The following is a 25838-nucleotide window of genomic DNA, read 5'->3' as shown; positions in this document are numbered from 1 at the left end:
CTTGTTCTGTGAGATTCCCTGAAGGGGGCCGGTCCTGGTCCCGCTTCGAAGGCTGTGACAGCGGCCGCGAAGCGGGTGGACGATCATCAGGCTGCGGCGACGAGCGATTCGGTGCGAACGATCGGGGCTACTCGGGTGCCCAGCAGTTCGATGGATCGCATGACCTCGTTGTGCGGCATCGTGCCGACGCTGATCTGCATGAGGAAGCGCTCGTTGCCGAAGATGCTCTGCTGGAACAGGATTTTCTCGGCCACTTCCTCGGGGGAACCGACCACGAGCGCTCCCTGCAGGGAGGCACCTGCGCCGTAGTGCTGCTTCGTGGGCAGTGCCGTGAAGGGCGCGTTCAGGAAGGCGCTCATCCCGGACTGGAAGTACGGGTAGCTGAGCTCCATGGCCTGCTTCTTACTGTCGGCGACATAGCCGTGAGCATTGATGCTGACCTTCACCGCGCTTTCCGGGTGACCGGCTTCACGTGCGGTCGCCTGGTAAAGCTCCACGAGAGGAGCGAACCGGCGGACGTCTCCGGCGATGATGCCAAGAGACAAAGGCAACCCAAGCTTCCCGGCGCGTACGGCCGACGAAGGGGACCCACCGACTCCTACCCAGACGGGCAGCTGATCCTGTGCCGGGCGCGGGTATACACCCTGATCCGACAGAGGCGCACGGAGGCGACCTGACCAGGTCACTTTCTCATTAGCGCGGATCTTGAGAAGAAGATCCAGCTTCTCCTCGAAAAGGGTGTCGTAATCGGACAGATCGAATCCGAACAGCGGGAACGACTCGGTGAACGCACCGCGGCCGGCCATGATCTCCGCGCGACCGGCCGACAGCAGATCGAGAGTCGCGAAATCCTGATGTACGCGCACCGGATCGGAGGAACTGAGGACTGTCACGGCACTGGTAAGGCGAATCTTCTCGGTTCGTGCGGCGGCTGCAGCAAGAACAACAGCTGGACTCGCAGCAGCAAAATCCTGACGGTGATGCTCTCCGAGCCCGTATACGTCGAGGCCGACCTGATCGGCCAGCTCAATTTCCTCGACGAGATCCTTCAGGCGTTCCTGAGGACTGATCCTGTTCCCGGTGTTCGGGTCCGCAACGGCCTCTGCAAAGGAATACACGCCCAATTCCATGGTAATCTCCCATTTTTAGTGTTGTGGAGAGGTGTCTCCGGTTAGTGTAATGCGTAGACCCATCTCCGTATTCCCGACGAAGGTGAGGGGTTGCATCATGCCGAGCGAGGATCCGGAAAGCAGGCCGGCACGCTCTCGTGCTCCGCGGAGGGACAGCCTTCGCAACCGCGAAGCGCTCATTGAGGCAGCACGGGTTGCGTTTGCGGCGGAGGGACTCAACGCGTCACTGGACGCCATTGCGGCGTCGGCCGGAGTTGGCGCCGGCACTCTCTACCGACACTTCCCCAGCCGGTCGGATTTGTGGGGCGCCGTCCTGGTCGAACCCTTGAACGAACAGTTGCGCCTTGTCGAAGAGGCCCTGCGGGACGAAGACAGGTGGGCGGGCCTCTCCGGCTACATCATGGCCAGTTGCGCCCTCGAGGCTGACAGCCGCGGCTATCTCAACCTCATGACGACCCGACTCGATGGATCGGACACATTGGTGGCGCTCCGCCGGCGAATTCAGGCACTCATCGAAGAACTCGTTCGCCAAGCACGTGAGGCCGCCGCGGTTCGTTCAGATTTCAGGGCCGAAGATCTCGTCTTCATCATGCTCGCCAACAGTCGCATCGTGGAGGCCACCAGAAATGTGGCCCCCAGCGCGTGGCGGCGCAATGTCGAGCTCTTCCTCGACGGCATTCGGCCAGACAGGGCCACATCCCTCACCGAGCCGCCGATGAAGCCCAGCCAAGTCGCACGCACGATGATGCGCCCGCGACTCCGGGAGCCGCGCCGTTCGGCAGGAACGACGAAGAAGGGCAACGAGAACATCTAAGAAGCTGGCTACCGCTACGAGTGGCAGCGTCTTAGGCATCATGATCAAGCCGCGTCGCGCTGCCCATCCCGGTACGGGCCTATGCTTTCTTAAGGCTTCATCAGTCGCCAGTTCGACGAATAGCCAGAAGGGAACGGAGTAGGGGTAGGCAAAGGAGCGCAACGATGACCAGAACGGGCGGAGATTTCCCAGAAGCGGTGGCATCCCACAGCCACCTGTTTCCAGGCGCCGTGCTGCGTGTGACTCCGCGTGGTTCCCTTGAGGACTTGGTTTCCAACCCATCAGCGCTGACGATCGTATTCTCTGATGGAGCGAAGTCTCATGCGGAAGTCCTTGTTGCCGTGGCCACCACTGTGAACCCGGGTGGGGAAACGGCGTTGATCGTGGATGGATACACGACCACTGCGGGTGCTGTTATTCCCCAAAAGATGTGGCGCCTAGCCGGGCAAATGTTTGACGGCGAGCAACTGACTCTCCGCATTGGGTCCCGGATGCCCCTGCTGTAGCTCGTGGCTCACCGTCGCGTGGCCTGCAGGGCATTTCTCCTCGTGACCGGGGGGTGTATTCTTGCCCGGTCCGAACCGGATCGTGTTGCGGAAGTGAGCACAAGCATGTCGCAGTCGGAAATAGCCCAAGCGATCAGTAGGTCCAGACAGTATCTAAGTGACAGTCCCGATAAGGCGCGCTCCCGCGACTCGAAGGCCACGGCCGTGCTGGAGGAGGGGCTGCGGGTGCGGGTGGACGGTCCCCGAGGCTGGTCCCTGGTGACTGACATGGCACCCGGCGTCGGCGGGAACGGTTCCGCGCCCACCCCCGGCTGGATGCTGCGGTCCGCAAGCGCCGCCTGCCTCGTCTCGCTCATTGCAATGCGGGCGGCGGAGAAGGGAGTGGATCTGTCCCTGCTGGAAGTCGAAGTCGACAGTGAATCTGATAACCGTGGCATGCTGGGACTCGGCGATCAAGTTCCCGCGGGGCCTCTTGGCCTGCGGACAGTGGTCCGTGTGGCGGCCACGGACGCCGACGAGACCGCACTTCGGGACATCGTCCAGTGGGCGGACGAGCATTCTCCCGTTGACGACGCGGTCCGCCGAGCAGTCCCGGTGGAGCTGGTCGTCGTGACTGGCTAAGCGGGCTCCAGGAGTTCAAGGAGCGCGTCCAGGATCGGTACCTGCCCCTTCACCAGCTTCGAGCGCGCTTCGGATGCTGTGAACCACCTGGCGGCATCGATCTCGGGATAGTCTCGAACTACCCCGGACCCTTTGGGCCATTCCAACGAAAACGTGTTGCTCACAATCTGCTCGGGCTCGAAATCCGCCTCGGCCGCGAACGCCGTGATGATCTTGCCTGAGGGCTGCCGGAAAGCGCCAAGCTCCGTGTAGTCGCCGGGCGGTGCAGGGGTGCCCATCTCCTCGAAAAATTCCCGCATGGCGGCTACGAGCGGATTCTCGTCTTCGAGGTACTCGCCCTTCGGAATGGACCAGGCATGGTCGTCCTTGCGGGCCCAGAACGGCCCGCCCATATGGGCTATCCAGACGTCCGGCTCCGATTCCGCCTTTTGCCGGTACAGCAGGATGCCTGCGCTTCGAACCGTCATGTGCCCTCCACCTCCCAAGGCTACCGCTGGGGCAGGCGGTAGCGCAGGCGCCCGGGCCGGAGTACAAGCACTGCACCATTGCGCCCGCGGAGCATCCGCCCTACGGTGAGTGCGTTCTCACCCAGGGCCAGGAGGAGCGATGTCCGGCGAGCCAGCATTCTTTGAGATCGGCGTGGAAGATCCCCAGCGGGGCAAGGCGTTCTACGGGGCATTGTTCGGCTGGGACTTTACGCCCGGCCCCTCCCAGGGAGGAGGATTCATCATCGGCACATCAGGGATCGCCGGCGGCATGCATGGAGGGGACCCCGGTGCTGTGCCCTACCTGTTCTTCCGAGTGGAGGACATGGATGCTGCCCTGGACAAAGTGCGGGCCCTCGGCGGCTCAGTCGATGAGACTGGTCTTGGGGACGAAACGGGTGCCGGGGAGTACGGCAGGTTCATGCTCTGCAAAGACGACCAGGGCTCGACGTTCGGCCTCCACGAGCCGCCCAAACCGCCCCAGCCGCCCGAAACGCCAGAGACGTCCAGGCCGGCAAGCTAACTGCGCCGCCCCACGACTCAGTTGTGCAGGGCTGCGTAAAGGTTCAGGCTTCCCGAGAACACGAGCCATGAAACGTACGGCAGCATCAGCAGCCCGGCAGCCTTGCTGATGGGTCCAAAGCGGAGGACGGTGAGAGTCACTGCCACGGTGAGGGCTCCAAGAATCATCAATGCCAGCCACAGGGCGGCGGTCCCCAGCATCGGGTACATGCCGAAAAACATCGGCGGCCACGCGAGGTTCAGTGCCAACTGGATCGCGTAGAGCCTGAGCGCGCCACCGCGGGGGACCCGCCGCTGCCGCCATACAAGCCAGGCAGCAACGGCCATCGCGGTGTACAGCGTCAACCACGTCATGGTGAACATCCATCCGGGCGGGGTCCACGGCGCCTTCTCGGCCGCGGCGTACCAGCCGTTGGCGTTCATCCTGATCGGCAGGGACCCCAGCATCGACACCGTCCACGACACCGCCAGAAAGCCGAGCAGCGCGGTGGTGTTCCGCACCCAGGGTTGCCTGCCCGGGTGTGGGGAGCCGGGGGCCCCATTTTTGACGTTTGACCGCACTGACCCACTGTGAGCAATTGCGGGCCCCCGCGTCAAACGACGGTTTTGTATTCGGGAGAGATGCGGAAGCGGATGCGTCCGCCGATGGGGACCTGGGCGGCCAGGTCAAGCTGGTGGTCCACCACGACGCCGATGACCGGGTAACCGCCGGTGATGGGATGGTCCGCGAGGAAAAGCACGGGCAGGCCCTCCGGCGGCATCTGGATAGCGCCGGCCACTGTTCCCTCGCTGGGGAGTTCACCGGCACGGCTGCGCTCCAGGGGTTTCCCTTGCAGCCTCATGCCCACCCGGTTGGATTCCGGTTTGACCGTCCAGTCCTGCCCGCACAGTGAATCCAGGGCAGCCTGGTCGAACCAGTCCGCGCGGGGGCCCGGGACGATGTCCAGCACGGTGACCCCGCGCGGGTAGTCGGGCTGAACCTCCGGGCTGCCCACGACGCCGGATTCAGTTTCAGCGCCGACGGGCAGCAGCTGTCCGGCGGCCAGGGGCGGGGGCCCGATTCCGGACATGGTGTCCGTGGAACGGCTGCCGAGCACCGGCTCGGAGGCGACGCCGCCACGAACGGCGAGGTAGCTCCGGAAGCCTGCTTCCGGAATCCCAATACTGAGGATTTCGCCGTCAAGGAGGGCGAAGGGCGCGGCCACCGGAACAGCGCGCCGCTGTTCGGCTTCTCCGGAGTCTGCGTCCGACGGCGTGAGGATTGAAAGCTCCGACGGCGCGCCGGCAACGGCCAGGACCTGGTCGCCGACGGCCTGCACTTTGAGTCCGCCGGACACGGTCTCGATGGCAGCTGCCGACGGGCTGTTTCCCACGAGTCGGTTGGCCCTGCGGAGCGAGGCCCGGTCGAGTGCCCCGGCCGCGGAGACACCCAAAGCGGAATGGCCCTGCCGGCCCAGGTCCTCGATCAGGCTCTGGATTCCCGGGGAAAGGACACGGAGCCCGGAGCTGGCCTGCGTGGCCGGCTGCTCCCCGCCAGGTGCAGCGGCGGGCTCCGGCGCCATCTGGACGACGTCGCGGACCGCGCGGAACCGCACCCGGTGGCCCGGGCTTGCCAGAGCGGGTTCGGGACGATGGAGGTCCCACATGCGGGCTCCGGTGCGGCCGATCAGCTGCCAGCCCCCGGGGGACCTGCGCGGATACACGGCGGAGTAGTTTCCGGCCAACGCGACCGACCCAGCGGGGACAGCGGTGCGCGGGGAACTCCGGCGGGGGACCTCGAGCGACGTGTTCTCTCCCACCATGTAGCCGAAGCCGGGGGCGAATCCGGCGAACGCCACGGTCCAGGTTTGGCCGCAGTGGGCGGCGATTACGCCCTCAACGCCGAGGCCGGTCAGTTTCCCGACTTCGGCGAGATCGTCGCCGTCGTACACCGTATCAATGACCACCAGCCCGCCGTCCTGCGGCGCCGGGGCCGAGAGGTCCAATTCCAGGAGGATCCTGCCAATGCGGCGGGCGGCTGCCGGCGACTCTGCCCTGACCATGACGGTTTCGGCCGCAGCCAGGACGTCCTGCTGTCCCGGAAGCGGCGACTCAAGGAGAGCGGCCTGCAGTGCGAGCACGTCCTGCAGTCCGGAAAGCTCCGCGAGTACTGTGCGAGTTCCCACCGGACGCACCGAGCGGACCCGGCCCGGGCGGTTCGTCGAGGCCGGATGGACCATCTGCGTGGGTTGGGCCGCCGAAGCGTCCGGAGTTTCACGTTCGGTCATTGCCATGGTTCGGGCTATTCGCCGGCCTCAAGGCGGTCGGCGTCGTAGCCCGCCAGCAGGCGTCTGGCCGCCGTGTTCATGTGGGAGCGCATGGCCGCTGTGACGGCGGCGTCATCCCGGGACTTCAGTGCCTGGAAGATTTCCGTGTGTTCAGCCAGTGCCGCGGCCGCGTGCCCTTCGTCCGTCAGGGCACGGTCCACCCAGATCCGCAGCAGCGAGCGGATGCTTTGCAGCAGTTCCTCGAGGACCTGGTTGCCTGAGCCGGCCGCAATTTCGCGGTGGAAGGCGGCATCCGCCTCTACGAAAGCCTTCAGGTCATCGAGATTTTGCCCCATGGTGTCCAGGTTGGCCTGCATGCGGTCCAATGCCTCATCGGTGATCCGCTGCGCCGCCAACTGGACTGCCTGCACCTCAAGCCCGCCGCGGAGTTCCACCAGTTCCCGGGTCCGGGGAGCACCCAGCATCATGCCCCAGCTGAGCGTGCGGGGGAGCAGTTCCGAGACGCCGTCGCGAAGGTATGTTCCGGAGCCGGGCCGGACAACCACAATCCCGAGGATCTCGAGGGCGGCCAGGGCCTCGCGGACGGCGGAACGGCCCACGCCCAACGATGCGGCCAGTGTGCGCTCGGCCGGCAGGCGCGTTCCTGGGGCGATCTCGCCGCTGGTGAAGTATGCCAGCAGCCGTTCCGCCACCTCGGACACCACCGAACCCTGCTCCATGGAGCCGAGGGCGGCACTGATTTTGGCCGTCGAAGCGGCGGAGTTTGCTGACACAGTCAAAGCGTAGCAACCGGAGCGGTGGCGCAAAGGCGCGCAGTCGGCTTAGAAGCGAATATGTCAACCGGTTGACCAATTTTGGAATTGGACCTATGGTGTTAATCACGCGCCTAGCCCGGAACCCGGCCAGCTTCCCGCAACTAGGCACCGAGACACATCCCACAGCATCCAGCGCAGGAAGCTCCCGGGAGCCAACATCTAGGAGTCAATGTGGACACCACCACCCAATCAGTGGTCGAAAGATCTGCAATCAGGAAAGTGGCAATCCGGCTGGTGCCGTTTGTCGCCCTCATGTTCTTCATCAACTATCTGGACCGCACGGCCATCTCGTTTGCCGGCCCCAACGGCATGAACACCGACCTGGCGCTGTCCGCGGCACAGTTCGGATTCGCGTCCGGTGTCTTCTTCATCGGCTACATCCTGCTGGAAGTCCCCAGCAACCTCGCCCTGCATAAGTTCGGCGCACGGCGCTGGCTCGCCCGCATCATGGTCAGCTGGGGCATCGTCTCCCTGCTGTTCACCTGGGTGGGCAACGTGGAGCAGCTCTACATCCTCCGTTTCATCCTCGGCGTGGCCGAAGCCGGCTTCTTCCCCGGCGCCATCCTGTTCCTCAGCCTCTGGGTTCCGTCCAAGCACCGCAGCAAGATCCTGGCTCTCTTCTACCTTGCCCAGCCGCTGACCACGGTCATCGGTGCTCCGCTGGCTGGCCTCCTCATCCAGCAGGAAGGCGTCTTCTTCGGCCTTGAAGGCTGGCGGTTCATGTTCTTCGGAGTGGCCATTCCCGCCATCGTGGTCGGCATCATTGCCTGGTTCTACCTCGCCGATTCTCCCGCCAAGGCCAAGTGGCTGACCGCGGAGGAGAAGACCTGGCTGACCGGCGCCCTGGAGACGGAAAAGAAGGCAACCGCTGCCAGCAACAAGCACGTCAGCGTCCGCACAGTCTTCGGCAACGGCAGGGTCTGGATGCTTTCCGCCATCTACTTCGGCTTCATCTACGGACTGTACGCCCTCGGCTTCTTCCTGCCCACCATCATCGCGGGCTTCGAAGGCCTCTACGGCACCAAGTTCGATGTGTTCCAGAAGGGCCTGATCACCGCGATCCCGTACCTGCCTGCAGCATTCGCCCTGTACTTCTGGTCCAAGGACGCCACCAAGCGCGGCGTCAAGACCTGGCACATCGCATTGCCGGCCCTCATTGGCGGCCTGAGCATCCCGCTGGCACTGTTCGCCGGTTCGCCGGCGGCCACCATCGCCGTCATCACCATCACGGCTATGTCCATCTTCGCCGCACTGCCGAACTTCTGGACGGTCCCCACCCAGTTCCTCACCGGCGCGGCGGCAGCGGCCGGCATCGCCCTGATCAACACCGTGGGCAACCTGGCCGGCTTCAGCGCCGGGTACATCACCGGCTGGCTCAAGGACTTGACCGGCGCCTACACAGTGCCCATGTTCGTCGTCGGCGGATTCATGCTCCTCTCCTGCATCCTCATGGTGGCGCTCAGCCGCTCCGGCAAGGTCAGCGAGGGCGTGCCCGCCGAGGCCCTTGACCCTGCGGGTGCAGGGCACCACTCGGAGCCCTGACAGACCCGGGGGGGGCGTCCTTCTCCTGGAAGGACGCCCCTGCAAACCCCATCCCCAAACCGACTTCCCCTTCGTTAGGCCCAGGAGCTTCCCATGACCCGCCTGTTCAATGAACCCGCAGCGTTTGCTGACGAGATGATCGAGGGCTTCGTTGCCTCGCACGGCCGGTGGGTGCGGCGCGTCCCGGGCGGCGTGGCCCGCAGCACGAAGAGCACCCCCGGCACCGTGGCGCTGGTGATCGGCGGCGGCTCCGGGCACTATCCGGCGTTCGCCGGGCTGGTGGGCCAGGGCATGGCGCACGGCGCCGCGATGGGCAACCTGTTCGCGTCCCCCTCCGCCCAGCAGGTCTATAGCGTGGCCAAGTCCGCCAACAATGGGGCGGGCGTGCTGCTCGGTTACGGCAACTATGCCGGGGACGTCCTGCACTTCACCCAGGCCCAGGAGCGCCTGCGCAAGGAGGGCATCGACTGCCGCAGCATCGCCGTCACCGACGACGTCTCCTCCGCCCCATTGGAAGAGCGTGCCAAGCGCCGCGGCATCGCCGGGGACCTGACGGTCTTCAAGGTCGCGGCCGCTGCCGCCGAGGCCGGCTACGGCATGGACCGCACAGTCGAAATCGCCGAACGCGCGAACGACCGTACCCGTTCCTTCGGCGTCGCGTTTAGCGGCTGCACGCTTCCCGGGGCCGAAAGCCCGCTGTTTTCCGTCCCGGAGGGCCGGATGGCCGTGGGCATGGGCATCCATGGCGAGCCGGGCATCGGCGAAACGGACATTCCGACGGCGGACGAGCTCGCCGAGCTGCTCGTGGGCAAGCTTCTCACCGAGGTGCCCGACGGCCTTGACCTCAGCGGCGCTAGGGTGGTGCCGATCCTGAACGGCCTGGGCAGCGTGAAGTACGAAGAGCTCTTCGTTGTGTACCGCCGGGTCGCCCAGCTCCTGGCCGAAGCCGGACTGGAAGCCGTGGACCCGCAGGTGGGAGAGCTCGTTACCAGCTTTGACATGGCCGGAACCTCGCTGACGTTGTTCTGGCTGGACGACGAACTCGAAACCCTCTGGAACGCACCCGCGGATGCCCCCGCGTTCCGCCGCGGCGCGGTCACCGCCCAGAAGCTTGATGCCCAGGAGCTCGACGCCGCTGAACTGGCCTCAGGCGTCGTGGAGGCCGCAGCGATTCCGGTCGCCACCGACGACTCCCGCGGTGCGGCCCGCCGGGTCCTGGCAGCCCTCGGCGCGGCGAAGGCCGTGATCGATGCCAACGTTGAGGAACTCGGCCGGATCGATGCGATCGCCGGGGACGGGGACCACGGCATCGGCATGGAACGCGGCGTCCGGGCCGCCGTCGAGGCCGCTACCGACGCCGTCGGCCGCGGAGCCGGAGCCGCCACTACCTTGCACCTGGCAGCGGATGCCTGGGCAGACCGGGCCGGCGGCACCTCCGGTGCCCTGTGGGGCATGGCGCTGCGGGCGGTCGGCGACGCGATCGGGGACAGCAACGCGCCCGACGCCGGTGCTGTCGCCACCGGTGTTGCCGGCGCCGCGTCCGCGATCATGGACTTCGGCAAGGCCAAGCCCGGCGACAAGACCCTCGTCGATGTGCTGGTTCCGTTCCGCGACGCCCTCGCCGCCGGAGCGAACGCCGGGCAGTCCCTCACTGATGCCTGGGGCGCCGCGGCCACCGTAGCGCAGCAGGCCGCCGACGACACAGCCAACCTGCTGCCGTTGATGGGCAGGGCCCGCCCGCACGCCGAGAAGAGCCTCGGCACCCCGGACGCCGGCGCCGTATCCATGGCGCTGATCGTCCGCGCGATCCACACCACTTTCCTCGAGGCGAAAGCCGCAGCAACCACCGACGAGAACACAACAGTCAAGGAGAACGCATGAGCGCCAAACTGCGCCTGGTCATCGGAGCCGACGACGCCGGTTTCGAGTACAAGGAAGCCCTGAAGGCTGACCTGGAGGCCTCCGATCTGGTTGAGTCCGTGACCGACGTCGGGGTGGACGCCACGAGCCACACCCCGTACCCGTCCGTGGCCATCGCCGCCGCCGAACTTGTCGCCGCCGGCAAGGCCGACCGCGCCCTGCTGGTCTGCGGCACGGGCCTGGGCGTGGCGATCGCCGCGAACAAGGTCCCCGGCGTCCGCGCCGTCACCGCGCACGACAGCTTCTCCGTCGAGCGCTCCATCCTGAGCAACAACGCCCAGGTGCTCACCTTCGGCCAGCGCGTCGTAGGCCTGGAACTCGCCCGCCGGCTCGCCAAGGAATGGCTCACCTACACCTTTGACGAGTCTTCGGCCTCCGCCGAAAAGGTCACGCTGATTAAGGATTACGAAGGTGTCACTTCCTGCTAATTCCCTCACCACGGGTGAGGCAGGAACAGTCCGGCCGCGGGCCATCATCGGCGTCAGCCTGAAGATGTACTTCGGCTACGGGCGCACCCTGGAGTGGTGCCGAGAGGTGGCCGGCATCGCCGCCGCGCATCCGGCCGTCCGCAGCGACGGCGTCGAACTGTTCGCCCTGCCTGCCCACCCGGTCCTGCCCGAAGCGGCAAGGATCCTCTCCGCCGCCGGGGCCGGCGCCGGCGCCCAGGACATCTTCTGGGAGGACGAAGGCGCCTTCACCGGCGAAGTCAGCGGCAAAATGGTGGCCGAAACCGGCGGCCGCTACGCCGAGGTGGGCCACGCCGAACGGCGCCGCATCTTCGGCGAGGACGACGACGTGATCGGGCTGAAAACCGCAGCGGCCTACCGCAACGGCCTCACCCCCGTCCTGTGCGTCGGCGAACCCGCCCGCGGCACGGCATCGGACGCCATCAGGTACTGCATCCGGGAAATCGACGGTGTGCTGAACCGGGCCGGGAGCCTGGCAGGCACCGGTCGCACCATCGTGGCCTACGAACCGCAGTGGGCCATCGGGGCACCCGAACCTGCCTCTCCGGAGTTCATCAGCGAGGTCATTACCGGACTGGACGCGCACCTGCGCACCCGTGCTGCAGGCACTGACACAGGCCAGGAGGACAGCCGGGTCATTTACGGCGGCAGCGCCGGCCCCGGCCTGATCACGCGGCTCGGCCCCGCCGTCGCCGGTCTGTTCCTGGGCCGCTTCGCGCATAACCCGGCAGCGGTCAGGGACATCCTGGACGAGACCGCCGAACGGCTGGGCCTCATGGAGGCAGCAGCATGAGCCGAATTGGCCTGAGCAGCTACGCGTTCTTCTGGCAGCTTTCGGACAAGGTCAGCAAGCCGCTCACCATCCACCAGGCACTGGAACGGACAGCGGCGATGGGCGTGGATCTCTTCCAGATCTGCGACTACGCCCCGCTCGAGGGGATGACCGATGCCGAGCTCAAGGAGGTCCGCGCCACCGCGGACTCGCAAGGGATCTGCCTGGAGCTCGGCACCAAGGGCATCCGCCCGGAGCACCTGCGGAAATTCCTGCGCATCGCCGGGATCCTGGGCGCACCGCTGCTGCGGACCATGTTCAACGTCCCCGGGCACACGCCCACCGCGGAGGAGTCCGTGGCGATTTTCAAGGACGTGCTGCCGGAGTTCGAGGCAGCCGGGGTGAAGATCGCGGTGGAAACCTACGAACAGGTCCCCACCGCCCGGATCCTTGAGGTCATCCGCCGTGTGGACAGCCCGCATCTCGGGATCTGCAGCGACCCCGCCAACACCGTCGCGGCACTGGAGATGCCCCGTGAGGTGATTGACGCCGTCGCGCCCTACGTCCTGAACATGCACATCAAAGACTTTGCGTTCAGCCGCAAGGAGGGATGGGTCGGATTCACATACTCCGGCGCGCCCCTCGGCGAAGGACTTCTCGACTACGACCACATGGTCCGGAAGATCCAGCCCCAACAAAGAAGCATCAACCAGATCGTCGAACACTGGCTGCCGTGGCAGGACACCGAGGACGAAACCATCCGCCTCGAAAACCAGTGGACCCAACAAAGCATCGATTTCCTAAGGAGCAAATGAAATGTCAGCAGAAAACTTGACCGTCGCCGTCATCGGAGCCGGAGGCAAAATGGGGATGCGCGTTTCCCGGAACCTCCAGAAGTCCAGCCACACCGTCTTCTACAGCGAAAACTCACCGGCCGGCCAGGACCGGGTCCGCGCCGAGGGCCGTGAGATCACTGCCACCGACGACGCCATCAAGGGCGCCGACGTCGTGATCCTCGCCGTCCCGGACACCGTCCTGGGCATCGTCTCCGAAGGCGTGGTCCCGCAGATGAAGTCCGGCGCGATCCTGCTCACCCTCGATCCGGCCGCCGCCTACGCCGGCCTGTTGGCCAAGCGCGACGACGTGGTCCAGGCCGTGGCCCACCCGTGCCACCCGTCCGTGTTCCTGGAGCGCACCACCAAGGAAGAATGGGCCGACACCTTCGGCGGCCAGGGTGCCCCGCAGAACGTGGTGGCCGCGATCGATGAGGACGCCCCGGAAGCAACCAAGGCCGCGGCCGAGGCCACTATCCGCGTCATCTACGCTCCGGTCATCGACGTCCACTGGGTCACCGTGAAGCAGCTCGCCATCCTCGAACCCACCCTGGTGGAGACCGTGGCCTGCATGATCGGCACGCTGCTCAACGAGGCTCTCCACGAGACCGTTCACACCGCCGGCGTGCCCGAGGAAGCAGCCAAGGCGATGCTGTTCGGCCACGTGCAGATCGCGCTCACCAACGCCCTGCGCGGTTCCAACCCGTTCTCGGAGGCATGTGAAATCGCCATCCAGTACGGCAAGGACACCATCATCAAGGACGACTGGAAGAAGATCTTCGACGACTCCGAGCTCGACGGCGTCATCGCCAAGATGCTCAAGCTGGACGCCGTCAAGCGCTAGGCTGCGGCTCACCCAACAACTGGCAAGAGGCCGACGGCGGGGGTTCCCGCCGTCGGCCTCTTGCCGTTGCGGGGCGGAAGGGAATTGCCATTGACACCCTCCCCCTCCCGTCATATCCTGCAACCAAATGGTTGTAGATCAGATGGGCGATGCCGAACTTGACCGCCTCTTCCAGGCGTTCGCCGACGCCACCCGCCGGGACATCATGCGCCGGGTGGTTGTGGGCGAATACTCGGTGTCCGGCCTCGCCTCCCTCTACGCCATGAGCTTCGCCGCCGTTCAGAAGCACGTGGCGGTGTTGGAGCGCGCGTCCCTCGTCACGAAGGAAAAGCGCGGAAGGGAGCAGATCGTGCGGGGCAATCACGAAGGCCTGCAGAAAGCCCGGCGGCTGCTTGATGAATACGAGGCGATCTGGCGGCAGCGCGCCGGGCGGATCGCCGACATCCTCGCTGAAGAAGCTGAAGAATAGGAAGGGTCCGGCAATGACCGTTATCAGTTCCACGAAGAATCCCGAGACGCTGAGCTTCACCCTCGTGGCCGAGTTCGATGCCGATGTCGAGCGGGTCTGGCAGATCTGGGAAGACCCGAGGCAGCTTGAGCGCTGGTGGGGCCCGCCCACCTGGCCGGCTACGTTCAGCAAGCATGAGTTCACCCCGGGCGGAGAGGCCAGTTACTACATGACCGGCCCCGAAGGTGAGAAAGCCGGCGGCTGGTGGCGCATCACTAGCATTGACGCCCCCAACCGCCTCGAGTTCGACGACGGTTTCGCCGACGACAACGGCGCGCCGGACGAGGCCATGGGCACAACCCATGCGACGGTCACGCTGGAGGATATCGGCGGCCGCACGCGAATGACCGTCCGGTCCACGTTCGAGTCCGAGGAACAGATGAACAAGATGGTGGAGATGGGTATGGAGGAGGGCATGCACGAAGCTGCCGGCCAGATCGACGGCATCCTCGCCGAGCACTCCCGCGCCTGAGCCGTAACGGCTGCAGCAACGCACAACGCAAGAGAACGACGGCGGGAAGGTCCCGCCGTCGTTCTCTATCTCCGGTCTTTGGCTACCCGGTCAGACCCGTGCAATGCGTTCGATGTCTTCCAGGAAGTCCCTGACGACCGGTTCGGTGACCGTGGCGCGGGTCCCTTCGATGGCCTGTAAGTAGGCGCTGGTCGTGAGGATCTGGTCCTCCGGTATCGGGTGGGGCGCCTGCACCGCGTGCTCGAGGGCCTGCTGGGAAGCTTTCCTGGCCGCAAACTCGATATCCGCTGGAGAGAACCGCTCACTGGCGAGGGCCAGCGCGTCCAGGTCGATCTGCGGGGACACGGCTGGCGGGATGTAGCGGTTCCAGATGGCCCTGCGGGCATCCAGGTCCGGCGGGCCGATTGGAATGACGTAGTCGAAGCGGCCGTGGCGGAGGAAGGCCTTGTCGAGTGAGCGGATGAAGTTGGTGGCGCAGATCAGCAGGCGGCCTTCCTTTTCCCTGAATGCCGGGATGATCTTCAGCAGTTCGTTGGTGACCCCCTGGAGCGCAGACGATGCTTCCCCCGTGCGGGCGGCGGCTATTTCTTCGACCTCATCGATGAACACGACGGCGTGCTCGAGGCGGCTGATCTCGAGGAATATCTGCCGCAGGGCACCGGCGAGACCCTGGGGATCGGAGGCGAGCCGGGAGGGGAAGACTTCGACAAACGGCCAGTCGAGGCGGGAGGCCACTGCCTTGGCGAAGGTGGTTTTGCCCGTGCCCGGAGGCCCGAACAGGACCACGGAGCGCGGCGGGGTCACGCCCAGGGACTTGGCGAGTTCCGTGCGCGCCAGCGGCAGGATCAGCCGCTGTTCGATCAGCGCTTTTTCGCGCTGCATGCCGGCCAGCGCCTCCCAGAGCCCGTGGGGGAGGAGGCGGCCACCCAGCTGGCTCAACGGCCCCATCTCGCGGGGTTGCAGCGGGATGGTTCGCTCAAAGTAGTGGAGGTCCTCCTCCACTCTGTACTCGCTGTTGCGGAAGGCGCGGACCCTGGTTTCCGAAGCCGGCAGGAGCGCCGAGATCCGCCGGATGCCCTGGCTGGTTAGGCGGTCTTCCATTCCGGCGAGCAGGGCGCTCCCGAGCCCCTGGTCCCGCCACTCCCGGTCCTGTGCGAGCAGGACCATCCAGGCGCGGCCATCGTGGATTCTGCACGCGGCTGCCCCAACCACACGTCCCTCCCGTACGGCGACGACCCCCACGCCGTTGGAGCACGCATCGATGATCTCGGAGAGGCTGTAGACAGGGTGTGCGCCGGGTGTCCTGGAATCCTGCCAGACGCCGATGAGCTGGTCGAGATCGTCCGAGTGAAAGTCGCGGACGCTCCAGGGGTGGACGGCGGGCCTTCCGGCGGTTGTCGCGGTCTCCGTGGCTGTTGTGGCTGTCATCTCAGTCAGTCTCAGGGCAAGCGCAGAAGAAGCATTCCTCCCCGGTGCTGCAGTCAAAGTCCTCCAGCGGGAGGACTGCATCGGCCGGGCGCCGCTCCTGCACGTCAGAGGTTTGCGGGTAAGTCAGAGCCGTCATGGGTCCGTCGCCTTCTTGTCGGGGTGGCGGCGCGCCGAAGCTGCGCCAGCCTTCACGTCGTTGTGAGTCCTGTCCAGTATGGAAGGGAAATTACATAAGGAAAAGCGATCATATCTGAAGGTTAAAGATTGAAGAAACCAATGACTGGCGTGACGTTGTGCCGCGCTTTGGCCGACTCCGCGGAACGCGAAAGAACGACGGCGGGAAACTCCCGCCGTCGTTCTCTGCTGTTGCGTTCTAGCGCGTAACGTCCTCGAAGGTCGGGGCGCTGCGGTTCAGGCTGACCGTGAAGGTGTTGGGCCCGCTGCAGGTCACGGCAATGCTGTGCTTGGGGGCGTTCGCCCTGGCAGACAGGTCCTGCACGACGGTGTCCAGTGTGTGGTCGATTGCGGACCGGTCCCAGATCTTCAGCGTTACGGACTCAGTGGTTTCGAACGTCATTATTCGGTGCCTCATTCGTGTATCGGTCAATGGGCTTTGCGTCGGCGCGAAGCCCGGAACGGTCAATCCGTGAACGATCGGAGACCTTGTGAAGCTCAGGCGAGCTCACTGGTTTGGCCTCGTTGCGTCCACCAGGTTGGGTAAAGCTGTGCTTCTCAGCCACTGAATATCTACGCGTCAGCATGAACCTCAGGGCCCCGCCGGACGGGAAATCCTGTGCCCGGCTGTCCGTTCCATGATGCCCGGCGCGGCACCGGCGTCTCAAGCTGACAGCGCGTGAGACTGCTCACAGGCCGGGTTTCTGTCCATGCCTACACCAGGACATCGATTGTGTCAGTGGCGGCCTTCGGAAGCTGACGGCGCAAGGGGACCATGCCGCCATGGCATGGTCCCCTTACCGGGTACTGCAGTTGATCTGGCCTCGTGGGTTCCGGTATCAGACGGAGGCTGCGCTCGCCACGAGGGTGGCCTGCTCGTTGTGGTCGAGGTAGCTCCGCTGGATCGCGATTTGGTCAGCGACATACTTGGCGTCATGCCACACGCCCCAGATGAAGCTCGATCCGCGGCGCGACTGCCAAGGAAGTCCGAGGAAGTAGACGCCAGGCTCGGCGGAAACTCCGCGTTGCTGTCGCGGCCTGCCGTTCTCGTCGAACGCGTCGACCTGCAGCCAGCTGTAGTCGACGGCGAAGCCGGTCGCCCAGACGATCGAGGCAACTCCGGCTTCCGCGAGGTCGAGTGTGAGGATGGGGTCCGTCATGCACTCCGGGTCGGACAGGAGAGTGCGGGCATCGGGCTCCTCGGGGAGATCGAGGCCGTTGCGTTCGATGTAAGCGTCGGCTTCGTCGAGCAGCCCGAGATAGTGAGCGTCGCCGTTCGCGATGTTCTCACGGAGATCCTGGGCAAATCGCATGGTTCCGCTGTCGAACGAAACGGTCCGGCCGACGAGTTTGATGCCGTTCTCGGCGAGGGCACGGAAGTCGACCGTGTGGCCGCCGTCGGCTCCGCTCACCGCTATCGTCACGTGCTCCGCGCCCAGGGGAGGAGTGGAAGCGTCCCACTTGCCGAGCACTCCGAGCCACCAGCAGAAGTCCCGTCCGCGATAGCTCCGCGGAGGTCGGTCATGCGGTCCGACGGAGAGGTAGACCTGCCGGCCGGACCGCTGGATTTCGGCGGCAATCTGCACGCCCGAGGATCCGGCCCCAACAACCAGGACGGCGCCCTCCGGCAGCTGTCCGGGGTTGCGGTAGTTGCTGGAGTGGATTTGCACGGGCCCGGCAGCCTCGGGAACAACGGCCGGGATCACAGGCCGCTGGAACGGCCCGGTCGCGGCCACGACGTAGCGTGCGGTGAACTCGCCGTCCGATGTCTTCACGTGGAAGCCGGGTGCGCCGGCGTTGCGGCGCACGGACCTCACCTCTACACCGCAGCGGATGGGAGCGCCGATTTTCTCTGCATAGGCGACGAAGTAGTCCGCCACCTGCTCCTTCGAAGCGAAAGCGCCGGGTTCCAGGTCGGTGAACTCCAGGCCCGGAAAGCGGTCATGCCAGACCGGCCCGTTCGCCACCAGGGAATCCCACCGCTCCGAGCGCCACCGCTCGGCGATGCGGTGACGCTCCAGAACGAGATGCGGTATGCCGCGCTCGCTCAGATGTTCACTCATCGCAACCCCGGCTTGGCCTGCGCCTACGACGAGGACCTCAACCTCTTGGCTTGACATGGCAATCTCCTCTGTTTGGGCAAATTGTGGTTTTGCTTCAATAAAAAAGTCAGATGCGTTTGAGCGTTTGTCGCTCAAGTTCGCCGCGTACGTCTCAGGCCAGGCCCGCCAGGCTGCTGGGTGAGAGGGCCTGCCTCAATTTCTGCTCGTCCAGCAGGCCGTGTTCCGTCACGAGGGCGGCGATTGTTCGGTGGCTGGCGAGGGCCTCTTTGGCCAATTCTGCTGCCGCCGCATATCCGATCAGTGGCGCAAGACCGGTGACAACACTGATGGATTCGAGCATGCGCTCCTGGAGCATGGCAGTGTTTGCCTTGATGCCATCGACGCAGTGTGTGCGTAGTTGGCGGCACGCCGCGGTGAGCCAGGCGAGTGATTCGAGAAGGGCGTCAGCGATGACGGGCTCGAAGGCGTTGAGCTGGAGCTGCCCGGCCTCCACAGCCATCGTTACTGTTGCGTCGGCGCCCACCACCCGGAAAGCAATCTGATTGACCATCTCCGGGATAACCGGGTTGACCTTTCCTGGCATGATGGACGATCCCGCCTGGACTGCCGGGAGAAAAATTTCGCCAAAACCAGTCTGCGGGCCCGAAGAGAGCAGACGCAGATCGTTGCAGATTTTGGATAGTTTCACGGCGGCCCGTTTCAGCACACCGGAAACCAGCATGAATACCCCGGTGTCGCTGGTGGCTTCCACCAGGTCCGTGGCGGAGACCAGCTGCAGGCCGGTGAGGGTGTTGAGTTCCTCAATAACGGCCTCACGGTAGCCGGGCGGGGCGGTGATCCCGGTGCCAATGGCCGTGGCGCCGAGGTTGGTCTCTCGCAGGTGGGGCAGAAGCTCCAGAAGCCGGTCCCTGTCCTCCCTGAGAGTTTCGGCGAAGGCCCCGAACTCCTGGCCCAGGGTCATGGGCACAGCATCCTGCAGCTGGGTTCTTCCGACCTTGATGATCCCTGTAAATTCCTCGGCCTTTGCGGCGAAGGCATTGCTGAGCCGCTCATGCTCGGCGCAGAGTATGGTCAGCTCCCGATGCAGGGCAATCTTGATGGCCGTTGGATAGGTGTCGTTGGTCGACTGGCTGCGGTTCACGTCGTCGATGGGGTGCAGAGCCGAATACTCGCCCTTGGTGCGGCCCATCAGTTCGAGCCCGCGATTGGCGACCACTTCGTTCGCATTCATGTTGGTGCTGGTCCCGGCGCCGCCCTGAATTCTGTCTACAACGAAGTGGTTGTCAAGGAACCCGTCCATGACTTCGCGGGCCGCCGCTTGAATGGCCGCCGACCGGACCGGCTCCAGGAGCCCCAGCTTTTCGTTGGTTTTGGCGGCCGCGCACTTTATGGCACCAAATCCCCATAGAAGAGAACGCATGCTACCGATGGTGCGTCCGCTCACGGGAAAGTTTTCTACGGCACGCATGGTGCTGATGCCCCAGTAGGCGTTGGCGGGGACTTCCCGGTCCCCGAGGCTGTCATGCTCCAGCCGGACGCTGTCCAGCGGCGGTGACTCTTGGCTTGTCATGGTCTCTTCCTGGGTGGATACGAAAAATACGGGCTACGCCAGATAGTCCAAGGCGGTGAGGGCAAGCGCGGCCGCGCCGTCATGGATGGCAAGATTTGCTGCTTCCCCTACGCAGTGCGCCGCGAAGCTGGGTTGGTGGTTGGCTGCCGGGAAGCAGCCCAGGCCGATGTAGGGGTGGATGGCCGGGACCACCTGGGAGACGTTGCCCATGTCAGTTGAGGCCCGGTTCATGGTGGCCTGTTCGGGAGGGGCATTGAAGTCCCTTCCAAGTGACCGGGCATGCTGCGTGTAAAGCTCGAGGGCCCGCAGGTCAGTCCGGAACTCTGAGTAGGGTTCGGACTCCGGAGTGATCGACAGCTCGCAGCCGGATGCGAGGGCACCGGCTTCAAAACACCGGTAGACACGTTCTTCCAGTGGTCCGAGCTCTGCAAGGGTTTCGGCCCTGACATACCAGCGGCCCTCGGTTTTCTCCGGAATCGCATTCGGTGCCTCCCCGCCGCGTGTCTGGATACCGTGGACACGGGTGCCGGAGGGCAGTTGCTGTCGAAGCAGGCCGAGTGCCACCTGGGCGACGACGAACGCATCGTTGGCGTTGACGCCCTGCTCGGGGTAGGCAGCCGCGTGTGCCGACTTGCCCTGGAACTCCACATGGCTATGGGCGACTGCATAGGGCCGGGCTTCTGCGGAGTCCACTGGGCTGGGGTGAGCCATCAGGGCCAGGTCCAGCCCTTGGAAGGCGCCACGTTTGAGCATCTCGATCTTGCCGCCTCCGCCTTCCTCGGCGGGGGTTCCGTACAGCTCGACGGTGAGGTCCCGCTCCTCGGCGAAGTTGGCCAGGGCAGCGGCGGCGCCGCAGGAGATGGCGGTGATGATGTTGTGGCCGCACGCGTGCCCCAGGCCTGGAAGTGCGTCGTATTCGGCCATTAGTCCGACTCGTCGCCGCCCGTTGCCGAACACGGCGCGTATTGCCGTGGGGAATCCGAGGTACTCCTTTTCGACCTGGAAGCCGAGGCTGGACAGGTACTCCGCGGTCCATTGGGCCGCGAGGTGTTCCTGCCAGCCGAGTTCGGGGTTTGCGTGGAGTTGCTCCGAAAGCCGGATCAGCGGCGGGTGCTGGGAGGCCACGGCCTCGAGCACCCGGGCGCGCTGTTCGCTTTTGACGGACGGGTCCTGTGTCACTGCCCGTTCAGCGGTCATCGCCCGGCACCCCATAGGCGACGGAAGATGCGGGATCGAGTCCGCGGACCACGTAGTCCTGGCGCTGCGGCAGCCACACGTCCAGCAGCCGCTGAAGTTCGGCGATTGGCTCTTCGTGCCAGTCAACGCGCAGATCAGTGTCCCTCCAGCCAAGACCGGAGACGACAGAGATGCCCGCGGACATCACCGGTCCTGCCTCGCCGCCGGCGGCTTCGGCGGCCCTCAACGCGGCCAGCAGCCGCTCTTCCAACTCGCCGGCGGCGGCGTCGAAACCATCGCATAGGGCCTGTGCGACCGCAGGGCTTGCCAGCATGTTGCCGGCGGCCACGCTGTTCGGGCCCCGGCCCTCGCCGAAGACGCCGAGCGTGTGGGCTCCGCTGAACACGGCGGAGCCGCCGGTGGCGTCAAGGACTACCAGTTGCCGGTAGTCCACGGCGGGTGCTTCGTGGACCACGGCGTCGAGTGCCTCCTGTGCTGAGTAGCCTGCCTGCAGACGATCCAGGAGGGCGGTGCCCAGCCGGGGGTCGGTGATGTTCTGAGAGCTCACGGCGCCGACGCCGTCGCGCAGATGGGCGCAACGGGCGGCAACTGCGGGCGAGGAAGACGAGACGGCAAGGCCGAACCGGCCGTGTCCATCGGTGGCGGCGATGCTGAATGTCACGCTGTGCCCCCAACCGTCGGGAGAACAGCAGCCCTCGGGAGAATAGCAGGTGCCGAGAGAACGGCAGTGGCGTCGATTTCAACCAGCCACTCAGGGCGGGCAAGGGCTTGCACGACGATTCCGGTGGAAACCGGAAAGACGCCCTTGAGCCAGCGGCCCATGGTGCGGTAGACGGTTTCACGGTAGCGCGGATCGATGATGTAAACGGTGACTTTTACGATGTCTTCCAGGCTGCTGCCGGCTTCCTTCAGAAGCAGGTCAATGTTGGCCATGGCCTTTTCCGTCTGGGCCTCGACGTCGCCGATCCCGATCGATTCCCGAGTGTCCAGATCCTGACCGATCTGACCCCGGAGATAGACGACTCCGTTCGCCACAACAGCCTGACAAAGGTCGTTATCCAGGTTCTGTTCCGGGTACGTCTCCTTCGTGTTGAAGGGCCGGATGCGCTGGTGCTTCATGGTTTCTCCTGTTGCGGATCAATGGATCGAGTTGTTCTTGTTTCAGCTTCCCGTGGACCCTGAAATCTGTCCAACAGTCGTTTCCGACTTGTTGCATCAGAAGAACTGATGAAGAGTATGCTGGCGTGCATGGATGTCACGCTCACCCAATTGCGCTATTTCGTGGAAGCGGCGGCCCAGCTGTCCATGACGGGAGCGGCGCTGCGCCTGAATGTGGCGCAGTCCGCAGTCTCAGCGGCGGTGTCCCAGCTGGAGCGGAGTGTCGGTTCCCAGTTCTTCATCCGGCAGCGGTCCAAGGGGCTGCTGCTTACCCCCGCCGGAGAGCTGTTCCTTCGTGATGCCCAGGCCGTGCTTGGACATCTGGAGGAGGCGCTGGATCATGCCCGGGGCGAACAGCGCAGCGTAGAGGGACGGGTGCGGTTGGTCTGCTTCAGCACGCTGGCACCGTTTATGCTGCCCGGGCTCTTGGGGCGGCTGAGCACCGATCACCCGCGGCTTGAGGTTGAGGTCACGGAGGCCGACGCCGCAGGCTGTTCAGCAGCTTTGCTCAGCGGCCAGGCGGACTTGGCCCTGTGTTATGATCTGGGACTTCCGGAGGGGATCGCGGTCACCGCGGTAGACAGTGTCCGCCCGTACCTGGCATTGCCGCCGGGGCATAAACTGGCGGCACGGGGCGAGGTGGCACTGTCCGAGATGCGTGAGGAGCCCTTCGTGTTGCTGGATCTGCCGCATTCCCGCGAGCTGATGCTTTCCATCCTGCACGGTGCGGGGCTGCAACCGGACGTGCGGTTCCGCTCCGCCAGCTACGAAACAGTGCGCACGTTCGTAGCCAACGGCCACGGCTATTCGATATTGCACCAGCGCCCGCGGCACGGGCTGACGTACGACGGCGGGCATGTCGCCGCCGTCGCCATCAAGGACCGCGTCCCGGAACTGAGTATCGTGCTGGCCCGGCTGCGCACGCAGCGCGCGACGGCGCGGATGCGGGCGGTCGCCCAGAGCGTGCGTCACCAAAGGGCGGCGGCTAGCCAGCAGCAGTAGCTGGTTAACGCGAATTCGCCGGGGCCAGGCGCGTCAATGCCCGTTCCATCAGGTGGCGTTGCCGGGATCCGGTGACGGCGTCCGGGTCCAGCATTGAGGTCACATGCAGGCCCATCATGATGTTCAGCAGCTCATCGGCAACTGTGTCCGGATCTGCCAATGGTGCGCATTCGCCGTCGTGCTCTGCCTCGGCGAGGAACGCCATAATCAGGCCGCGCCATTGGAGCAGTGCGTCCCGCCCCACGGCGCGCAGGGAATCCTCCGTCTGTGCGCGCTGCCAGAAGGAAACCGCCACGCGGGCCTCCACTACCGTGAGCGGGTCGGCTGGAATGATCTCCAGGCAGAGGCCTTGCAGCGCGGAAAGACCCCGGCGGCCTTGCGTGCCGGCGGCGATCCGCTCGTTGGTGCGCTCGCAGATCAGCTCGTACGACGCCAGCAGCAGGGCATCCTTGTTGGGGAAGTAGTGGGCCAGGACGCCCGGCGCCGCATAACCGCATTCCCGGGCGATGTCGCGCATGCTGGCGTTCTCGATGCCCTGCTCCGCGATAATGCGCCATGTGGTCTCGATGATCGAACGGCGTCGCTCCTGGTGGTCCACCAATCTGGGCATGACGCTCGCTCCTTCGTTCGCTTGCGGGTGCACATCGCGCGGCCGTGTGCACCCTACCACCGCGGGAACGCATCTGCGCGCGCCCCCGCGGTGCGGAACGTGTCAGTGCCCGCAAGCGCCCGGCTCGGAATGCCGGGCGGCGGTGCCACCGGGTGCGGTGTCCGCGGCCGTGTTTCCGGATGCGCAGTGTTCTGAAGCGGACGGCGGCACGTTCAGTGTGGGGTTCGCGTCGAAGAAGCCGTGCGGCTTCAGGGTGAAACCGGTGGTGTCCACGGGCATAATCGGCCAGTCTTCAGGGCGCGGGAAGTGGGTCAAGCCGAAGGAGTGCCACACCACAAGGTCCTGGCCGTCGATGTCGCGGTCCTGCGCCACGTAGGCTGGAAGTCCGGCGCCGCCCGGGTGCTGGTTGACGAAGTCTCCTGCCGCGTAGAGCTCCTCCTCCGCATGCCGGGTGACCCAGAGGTGGTGCCGGGCGAACGCAGCCCGCGAGGCGATCGAGGAATCATCCGCCATGGCCAACGTGGGATTGCCTTCCGGGTAGAGCGTGTAGCCGACAGGCTGGCCGAGCTGGTTCAGCGAGTCCGGGTTACTGATGTGCCACACGCGCCCCTTGCTGCCGTCGGCATCGCGCACTGCCTCGGATTCACGGGCCAGCAACGTGCGCTTCTGGGTGAAGGCGTTGCCGTGGGGGTTCCCAGGCCCTTTGGGAAGCCGCACCAGGTCCAGTTCCTCCACGCGGTTCGCAGCGCCGTCGATCATCATGTCCAGCCGGGCGCTGAAGAGGTGCTGATGGTATGGCGCTCCGAGGCCGGGGGCGATCTCCGAGGCGAACGGGTACTCCTTGTCCGGGAGTGCGGCCGTGAAGACGATGCCGGTTGCCTTTGCCTCGAACTCGATGGTGCCGTCCAGGTAGAGGTACCAGTAGAAGCCGTAGTCGTAGTTGCCCACGGTGGTGAAGAAGGACACCACCAGGCGGCGGTTTCGGCGCACCTCGTTGGAGCGCGCCCAATCATCGGTGTGTTTCCAGAGGATCCCTGCGTCTTCCTCATGAATACAGATGCCGTTTTCAATGGTGCGCGGGTTCCCGAAATCATCGGCCACCACTGGTGACATGTAGGTGATGTCGCCCAGGCAGTCGCAGCCGAGCCTGAGTGAGTTCGCGTCCCGGCCCACCAAGTATTCGCCCGAGTCGAAGTAGTTCTGCCAGCTCCGGTAAGGGGAGGGGTCGCCGTAGGGAACGACCATTTCAGAAATCGACGCGCGGTGGACCACCGGGCGCCTCCGTCCATTGTGGGTGTGATGGAGTTGCTGGAGCACCAGTCCCTCGCGGGCATCGAAGCCCACGCGGAGGTCCCAGCCCGCCCAGCAAAGGTGGTTGCCCTCCAGCGTGAAGCTGGGGCCCTCGGGCTGTGTAATCTCGATCGGTTTCAGGTCCGTACGGAGCCCGCCGCGGACCGCGGCCTCGGTGTAATTTCCGTTGACGTCCGGGATTGGCACGGGGCCGTCGTCGATCAGGTGGTTGACGCGGCGGTTTTCCACATCCACAAATGCCACCAGGCCATCGATCGGGTGCGCCCACGGGTGGTCACCTGGATGGTCCTGGCGGAAGCCGAGGCCGCGAAGGAGGCGCTTGCCTTCCTCGTTCCCGTACTCGAACACGCCCGCTGACAGCGGTGCCACACGGACCTGCTTCGCGGTCAGTCCGCGGGAGGCGAGGGCAGCTGTCCACTGCGGATCCTCGGCAAGGATGTCCTCGATGATGTCGAACTCTTCCAGCAGGACGGGCAGTTGGCCGTCGACGGCGGGATTCAGCTCGCGCTGGTCAAGGACGATCCCCGCGGTCAGGGAAAGGCGGAGGTCCAGGGAGCGGGAGAGTGCCGCGTCCCAAAGCATTGCCCGGACCACACGGGCGGCACCGACGGCCTGCCCGTGAAGGGCGGTCTTCGGCGGCTCAACGAGGCCGAGGTAGGCAAAGCGGGTGGTCTCGGCCACGAGTCCGGCGTCCGCCAGGATCCGGCGGGCCTCGTGGATTTCCCGGGCCGAAAGCTGCTCAAGCGGGTGCTGCACCTGCGTGGCCAAGGGGGTGGTCTGAAGGGTCATGGCACTTCCTGAAGTCGA

General features: G+C 65.3%; 27 protein-coding genes. 13 read left to right on the top strand and 14 right to left on the bottom strand.

The window, feature by feature from the left end; all coding sequences use genetic code 11:
* Positions 1-86: 86 nt before the first annotated feature.
* Positions 87-1130, bottom strand: coding sequence for an Atu2307/SP_0267 family LLM class monooxygenase (locus tag AC5RUM_RS19800; protein ID WP_494036547.1), 1044 nt, complete (start codon positions 1128-1130; stop codon positions 87-89).
* 97 nt (positions 1131-1227) lie between these two features.
* Between AC5RUM_RS19800 and AC5RUM_RS19795 the strand changes: the two genes are divergently transcribed.
* The 3 genes from AC5RUM_RS19795 to AC5RUM_RS19785 all read left to right on the top strand — a co-directional run bounded on the left by AC5RUM_RS19795 (position 1228) and on the right by AC5RUM_RS19785 (position 3071).
* Positions 1228-1944, top strand: a complete 717-nt coding sequence (locus AC5RUM_RS19795; RefSeq protein WP_494036546.1) for a TetR/AcrR family transcriptional regulator — start codon at positions 1228-1230, stop codon at positions 1942-1944.
* Between the two features lie 164 nt (positions 1945-2108).
* Entirely contained in the window at positions 2109-2450 is a 342-nt protein-coding gene (locus AC5RUM_RS19790; protein ID WP_494036545.1) for a hypothetical protein, read from the top strand.
* 204 nt (positions 2451-2654) lie between these two features.
* Positions 2655-3071 carry an OsmC family protein gene (locus tag AC5RUM_RS19785; RefSeq protein ID WP_494036544.1) on the top strand — a complete coding sequence of 139 codons (417 nt, stop codon included), beginning with the start codon at positions 2655-2657 and terminating at the stop codon, positions 3069-3071.
* Here the strand turns inward: AC5RUM_RS19785 and AC5RUM_RS19780 are convergent.
* Complete coding sequence (locus AC5RUM_RS19780) at positions 3068-3538, bottom strand: NUDIX hydrolase (RefSeq protein WP_494036543.1); 471 nt, start codon at positions 3536-3538, stop codon at positions 3068-3070. The two genes, AC5RUM_RS19785 and AC5RUM_RS19780, sit on opposite strands and share 4 nt — an antisense overlap.
* A 139-nt stretch (positions 3539-3677) precedes the next feature.
* Here AC5RUM_RS19780 and AC5RUM_RS19775 point away from each other — a divergent pair, with 139 nt between their 5' ends.
* Entirely contained in the window at positions 3678-4079 is a 402-nt protein-coding gene (locus tag AC5RUM_RS19775) for a VOC family protein (RefSeq protein WP_494036542.1), read from the top strand.
* 17 nt (positions 4080-4096) lie between these two features.
* On the opposite strand, the gene AC5RUM_RS19770 is transcribed toward AC5RUM_RS19775, so the two are convergent.
* The 3 genes from AC5RUM_RS19770 to AC5RUM_RS19760 all read right to left on the bottom strand — a co-directional run bounded on the left by AC5RUM_RS19770 (position 4097) and on the right by AC5RUM_RS19760 (position 7118).
* On the bottom strand, positions 4097-4579 hold the full coding sequence (locus AC5RUM_RS19770) for a TspO/MBR family protein (protein WP_494036541.1): 483 nt from the start codon (positions 4577-4579) through the stop codon (positions 4097-4099).
* A gap of 92 nt (positions 4580-4671) precedes the next feature.
* Complete coding sequence (locus tag AC5RUM_RS19765; RefSeq protein WP_494036607.1) at positions 4672-6297, bottom strand: 5-oxoprolinase subunit B/C family protein; 1626 nt, start codon at positions 6295-6297, stop codon at positions 4672-4674.
* Between the two features lie 62 nt (positions 6298-6359).
* The gene (locus tag AC5RUM_RS19760; protein ID WP_494036540.1) at positions 6360-7118 is read right to left on the bottom strand and encodes a FadR/GntR family transcriptional regulator; all 759 of its coding nucleotides are present in this window, start codon (positions 7116-7118) and stop codon (positions 6360-6362) included.
* Positions 7119-7352: 234 nt separating this feature from the next.
* Between AC5RUM_RS19760 and AC5RUM_RS19755 the strand changes: the two genes are divergently transcribed.
* From AC5RUM_RS19755 to AC5RUM_RS19720, 8 genes are all read left to right on the top strand, one after another.
* Positions 7353-8702 (top strand): MFS transporter, encoded by a 1350-nt coding sequence (locus tag AC5RUM_RS19755; RefSeq protein ID WP_494036606.1) that lies wholly within the window; start codon positions 7353-7355, stop codon positions 8700-8702.
* A 93-nt stretch (positions 8703-8795) separates the two neighbouring features.
* On the top strand, positions 8796-10583 hold the full coding sequence (locus AC5RUM_RS19750; RefSeq protein ID WP_494036539.1) for a dihydroxyacetone kinase family protein: 1788 nt from the start codon (positions 8796-8798) through the stop codon (positions 10581-10583).
* Positions 10580-11050 (top strand): ribose-5-phosphate isomerase, encoded by a 471-nt coding sequence (locus tag AC5RUM_RS19745; protein ID WP_494036538.1) that lies wholly within the window; start codon positions 10580-10582, stop codon positions 11048-11050. The genes AC5RUM_RS19750 and AC5RUM_RS19745 overlap by 4 nt, the downstream gene beginning before the upstream one ends.
* A complete protein-coding gene (locus tag AC5RUM_RS19740) occupies positions 11034-11882 on the top strand; it encodes a triose-phosphate isomerase family protein (RefSeq protein ID WP_494036537.1) in 849 nt (282 codons plus the stop codon). The genes AC5RUM_RS19745 and AC5RUM_RS19740 overlap by 17 nt, the downstream gene beginning before the upstream one ends.
* Positions 11879-12676 (top strand): sugar phosphate isomerase/epimerase family protein, encoded by a 798-nt coding sequence (locus tag AC5RUM_RS19735; protein ID WP_494036536.1) that lies wholly within the window; start codon positions 11879-11881, stop codon positions 12674-12676. Before AC5RUM_RS19740 ends, AC5RUM_RS19735 begins: the two co-directional genes overlap by 4 nt.
* 1 nt (position 12677) lies before the next feature.
* On the top strand, positions 12678-13538 hold the full coding sequence (locus tag AC5RUM_RS19730; protein WP_494036535.1) for a phosphogluconate dehydrogenase C-terminal domain-containing protein: 861 nt from the start codon (positions 12678-12680) through the stop codon (positions 13536-13538).
* A 127-nt stretch (positions 13539-13665) separates the two neighbouring features.
* Positions 13666-14007 (top strand): ArsR/SmtB family transcription factor, encoded by a 342-nt coding sequence (locus tag AC5RUM_RS19725; RefSeq protein WP_494036534.1) that lies wholly within the window; start codon positions 13666-13668, stop codon positions 14005-14007.
* Between the two features lie 13 nt (positions 14008-14020).
* The gene (locus AC5RUM_RS19720; protein ID WP_494036533.1) at positions 14021-14518 is read left to right on the top strand and encodes an SRPBCC family protein; all 498 of its coding nucleotides are present in this window, start codon (positions 14021-14023) and stop codon (positions 14516-14518) included.
* A gap of 90 nt (positions 14519-14608) precedes the next feature.
* On the opposite strand, the gene AC5RUM_RS19715 is transcribed toward AC5RUM_RS19720, so the two are convergent.
* The 7 genes from AC5RUM_RS19715 to AC5RUM_RS19685 all read right to left on the bottom strand — a co-directional run bounded on the left by AC5RUM_RS19715 (position 14609) and on the right by AC5RUM_RS19685 (position 22069).
* Positions 14609-15946: an ATP-binding protein gene (locus AC5RUM_RS19715; RefSeq protein WP_494036532.1), complete on the bottom strand. Its 1338-nt coding sequence runs from the start codon at positions 15944-15946 to the stop codon at positions 14609-14611.
* Between the two features lie 373 nt (positions 15947-16319).
* The gene (locus AC5RUM_RS19710) at positions 16320-16523 is read right to left on the bottom strand and encodes a hypothetical protein (protein ID WP_494036531.1); all 204 of its coding nucleotides are present in this window, start codon (positions 16521-16523) and stop codon (positions 16320-16322) included.
* Between the two features lie 436 nt (positions 16524-16959).
* On the bottom strand, positions 16960-18240 hold the full coding sequence (locus tag AC5RUM_RS19705; RefSeq protein ID WP_494036530.1) for a flavin-containing monooxygenase: 1281 nt from the start codon (positions 18238-18240) through the stop codon (positions 16960-16962).
* Between the two features lie 94 nt (positions 18241-18334).
* Complete coding sequence (locus AC5RUM_RS19700) at positions 18335-19753, bottom strand: aspartate ammonia-lyase (RefSeq protein WP_494036529.1); 1419 nt, start codon at positions 19751-19753, stop codon at positions 18335-18337.
* A 33-nt stretch (positions 19754-19786) separates the two neighbouring features.
* Entirely contained in the window at positions 19787-20950 is a 1164-nt protein-coding gene (locus AC5RUM_RS19695; protein WP_494036528.1) for a M20 family metallopeptidase, read from the bottom strand.
* Positions 20940-21611: a DUF1028 domain-containing protein gene (locus AC5RUM_RS19690; protein ID WP_494036527.1), complete on the bottom strand. Its 672-nt coding sequence runs from the start codon at positions 21609-21611 to the stop codon at positions 20940-20942. The genes AC5RUM_RS19695 and AC5RUM_RS19690 overlap by 11 nt, the downstream gene beginning before the upstream one ends.
* Positions 21608-22069, bottom strand: coding sequence for a RidA family protein (locus AC5RUM_RS19685; RefSeq protein ID WP_494036526.1), 462 nt, complete (start codon positions 22067-22069; stop codon positions 21608-21610). The genes AC5RUM_RS19690 and AC5RUM_RS19685 overlap by 4 nt, the downstream gene beginning before the upstream one ends.
* Positions 22070-22177: 108 nt before the next feature.
* Between AC5RUM_RS19685 and AC5RUM_RS19680 the strand changes: the two genes are divergently transcribed.
* Complete coding sequence (locus AC5RUM_RS19680; RefSeq protein ID WP_494036525.1) at positions 22178-23110, top strand: LysR substrate-binding domain-containing protein; 933 nt, start codon at positions 22178-22180, stop codon at positions 23108-23110.
* 4 nt (positions 23111-23114) lie between these two features.
* Here AC5RUM_RS19680 and AC5RUM_RS19675 read toward each other — a convergent pair whose 3' ends face one another.
* Both AC5RUM_RS19675 and AC5RUM_RS19670 read right to left on the bottom strand, forming a co-directional pair.
* On the bottom strand, positions 23115-23720 hold the full coding sequence (locus tag AC5RUM_RS19675; protein WP_494036524.1) for a TetR/AcrR family transcriptional regulator: 606 nt from the start codon (positions 23718-23720) through the stop codon (positions 23115-23117).
* 102 nt (positions 23721-23822) lie between these two features.
* Entirely contained in the window at positions 23823-25820 is a 1998-nt protein-coding gene (locus tag AC5RUM_RS19670; RefSeq protein ID WP_494036523.1) for a primary-amine oxidase, read from the bottom strand.
* Positions 25821-25838 lie beyond the last annotated feature (18 nt).

It is taken from the genome of Arthrobacter sp. B2060, assembly GCF_059090445.1.
The sequence above is the reverse complement of the archived record's forward strand: the minus strand, read 5'-3'. Positions and strand labels throughout refer to the sequence as shown.

Bases quoted from the DNA above. Each gene is read 5' to 3' on its own strand.
- AC5RUM_RS19675 (WP_494036524.1), bottom strand. From the start codon at position 23,720: ATGCCCAGATTGGTGGACCACCAGGAGCGACGCCGTTCGATCATCGAG.
- AC5RUM_RS19735 (WP_494036536.1), top strand. From the start codon at position 11,879: ATGAGCCGAATTGGCCTGAGCAGCTACGCGTTCTTCTGGCAGCTTTCG.
- AC5RUM_RS19720 (WP_494036533.1), top strand. From the start codon at position 14,021: ATGACCGTTATCAGTTCCACGAAGAATCCCGAGACGCTGAGCTTCACC.
- AC5RUM_RS19790 (WP_494036545.1), top strand. From the start codon at position 2,109: ATGACCAGAACGGGCGGAGATTTCCCAGAAGCGGTGGCATCCCACAGC.
- AC5RUM_RS19680 (WP_494036525.1), top strand. From the start codon at position 22,178: ATGAAGAGTATGCTGGCGTGCATGGATGTCACGCTCACCCAATTGCGC.
- AC5RUM_RS19710 (WP_494036531.1), bottom strand. From the start codon at position 16,523: ATGACGTTCGAAACCACTGAGTCCGTAACGCTGAAGATCTGGGACCGG.
- AC5RUM_RS19725 (WP_494036534.1), top strand. From the start codon at position 13,666: ATGGTTGTAGATCAGATGGGCGATGCCGAACTTGACCGCCTCTTCCAG.
- AC5RUM_RS19800 (WP_494036547.1), bottom strand. From the start codon at position 1,130: ATGGAATTGGGCGTGTATTCCTTTGCAGAGGCCGTTGCGGACCCGAAC.
- AC5RUM_RS19780 (WP_494036543.1), bottom strand. From the start codon at position 3,538: ATGACGGTTCGAAGCGCAGGCATCCTGCTGTACCGGCAAAAGGCGGAA.
- AC5RUM_RS19765 (WP_494036607.1), bottom strand. From the start codon at position 6,297: ATGGTCCATCCGGCCTCGACGAACCGCCCGGGCCGGGTCCGCTCGGTG.
- AC5RUM_RS19715 (WP_494036532.1), bottom strand. From the start codon at position 15,946: ATGACAGCCACAACAGCCACGGAGACCGCGACAACCGCCGGAAGGCCC.
- AC5RUM_RS19670 (WP_494036523.1), bottom strand. From the start codon at position 25,820: ATGACCCTTCAGACCACCCCCTTGGCCACGCAGGTGCAGCACCCGCTT.
- AC5RUM_RS19695 (WP_494036528.1), bottom strand. From the start codon at position 20,950: ATGACCGCTGAACGGGCAGTGACACAGGACCCGTCCGTCAAAAGCGAA.
- AC5RUM_RS19795 (WP_494036546.1), top strand. From the start codon at position 1,228: ATGCCGAGCGAGGATCCGGAAAGCAGGCCGGCACGCTCTCGTGCTCCG.
- AC5RUM_RS19730 (WP_494036535.1), top strand. From the start codon at position 12,678: ATGTCAGCAGAAAACTTGACCGTCGCCGTCATCGGAGCCGGAGGCAAA.
- AC5RUM_RS19750 (WP_494036539.1), top strand. From the start codon at position 8,796: ATGACCCGCCTGTTCAATGAACCCGCAGCGTTTGCTGACGAGATGATC.
- AC5RUM_RS19700 (WP_494036529.1), bottom strand. From the start codon at position 19,753: ATGACAAGCCAAGAGTCACCGCCGCTGGACAGCGTCCGGCTGGAGCAT.
- AC5RUM_RS19775 (WP_494036542.1), top strand. From the start codon at position 3,678: ATGTCCGGCGAGCCAGCATTCTTTGAGATCGGCGTGGAAGATCCCCAG.
- AC5RUM_RS19685 (WP_494036526.1), bottom strand. From the start codon at position 22,069: ATGAAGCACCAGCGCATCCGGCCCTTCAACACGAAGGAGACGTACCCG.
- AC5RUM_RS19705 (WP_494036530.1), bottom strand. From the start codon at position 18,240: ATGTCAAGCCAAGAGGTTGAGGTCCTCGTCGTAGGCGCAGGCCAAGCC.
- AC5RUM_RS19745 (WP_494036538.1), top strand. From the start codon at position 10,580: ATGAGCGCCAAACTGCGCCTGGTCATCGGAGCCGACGACGCCGGTTTC.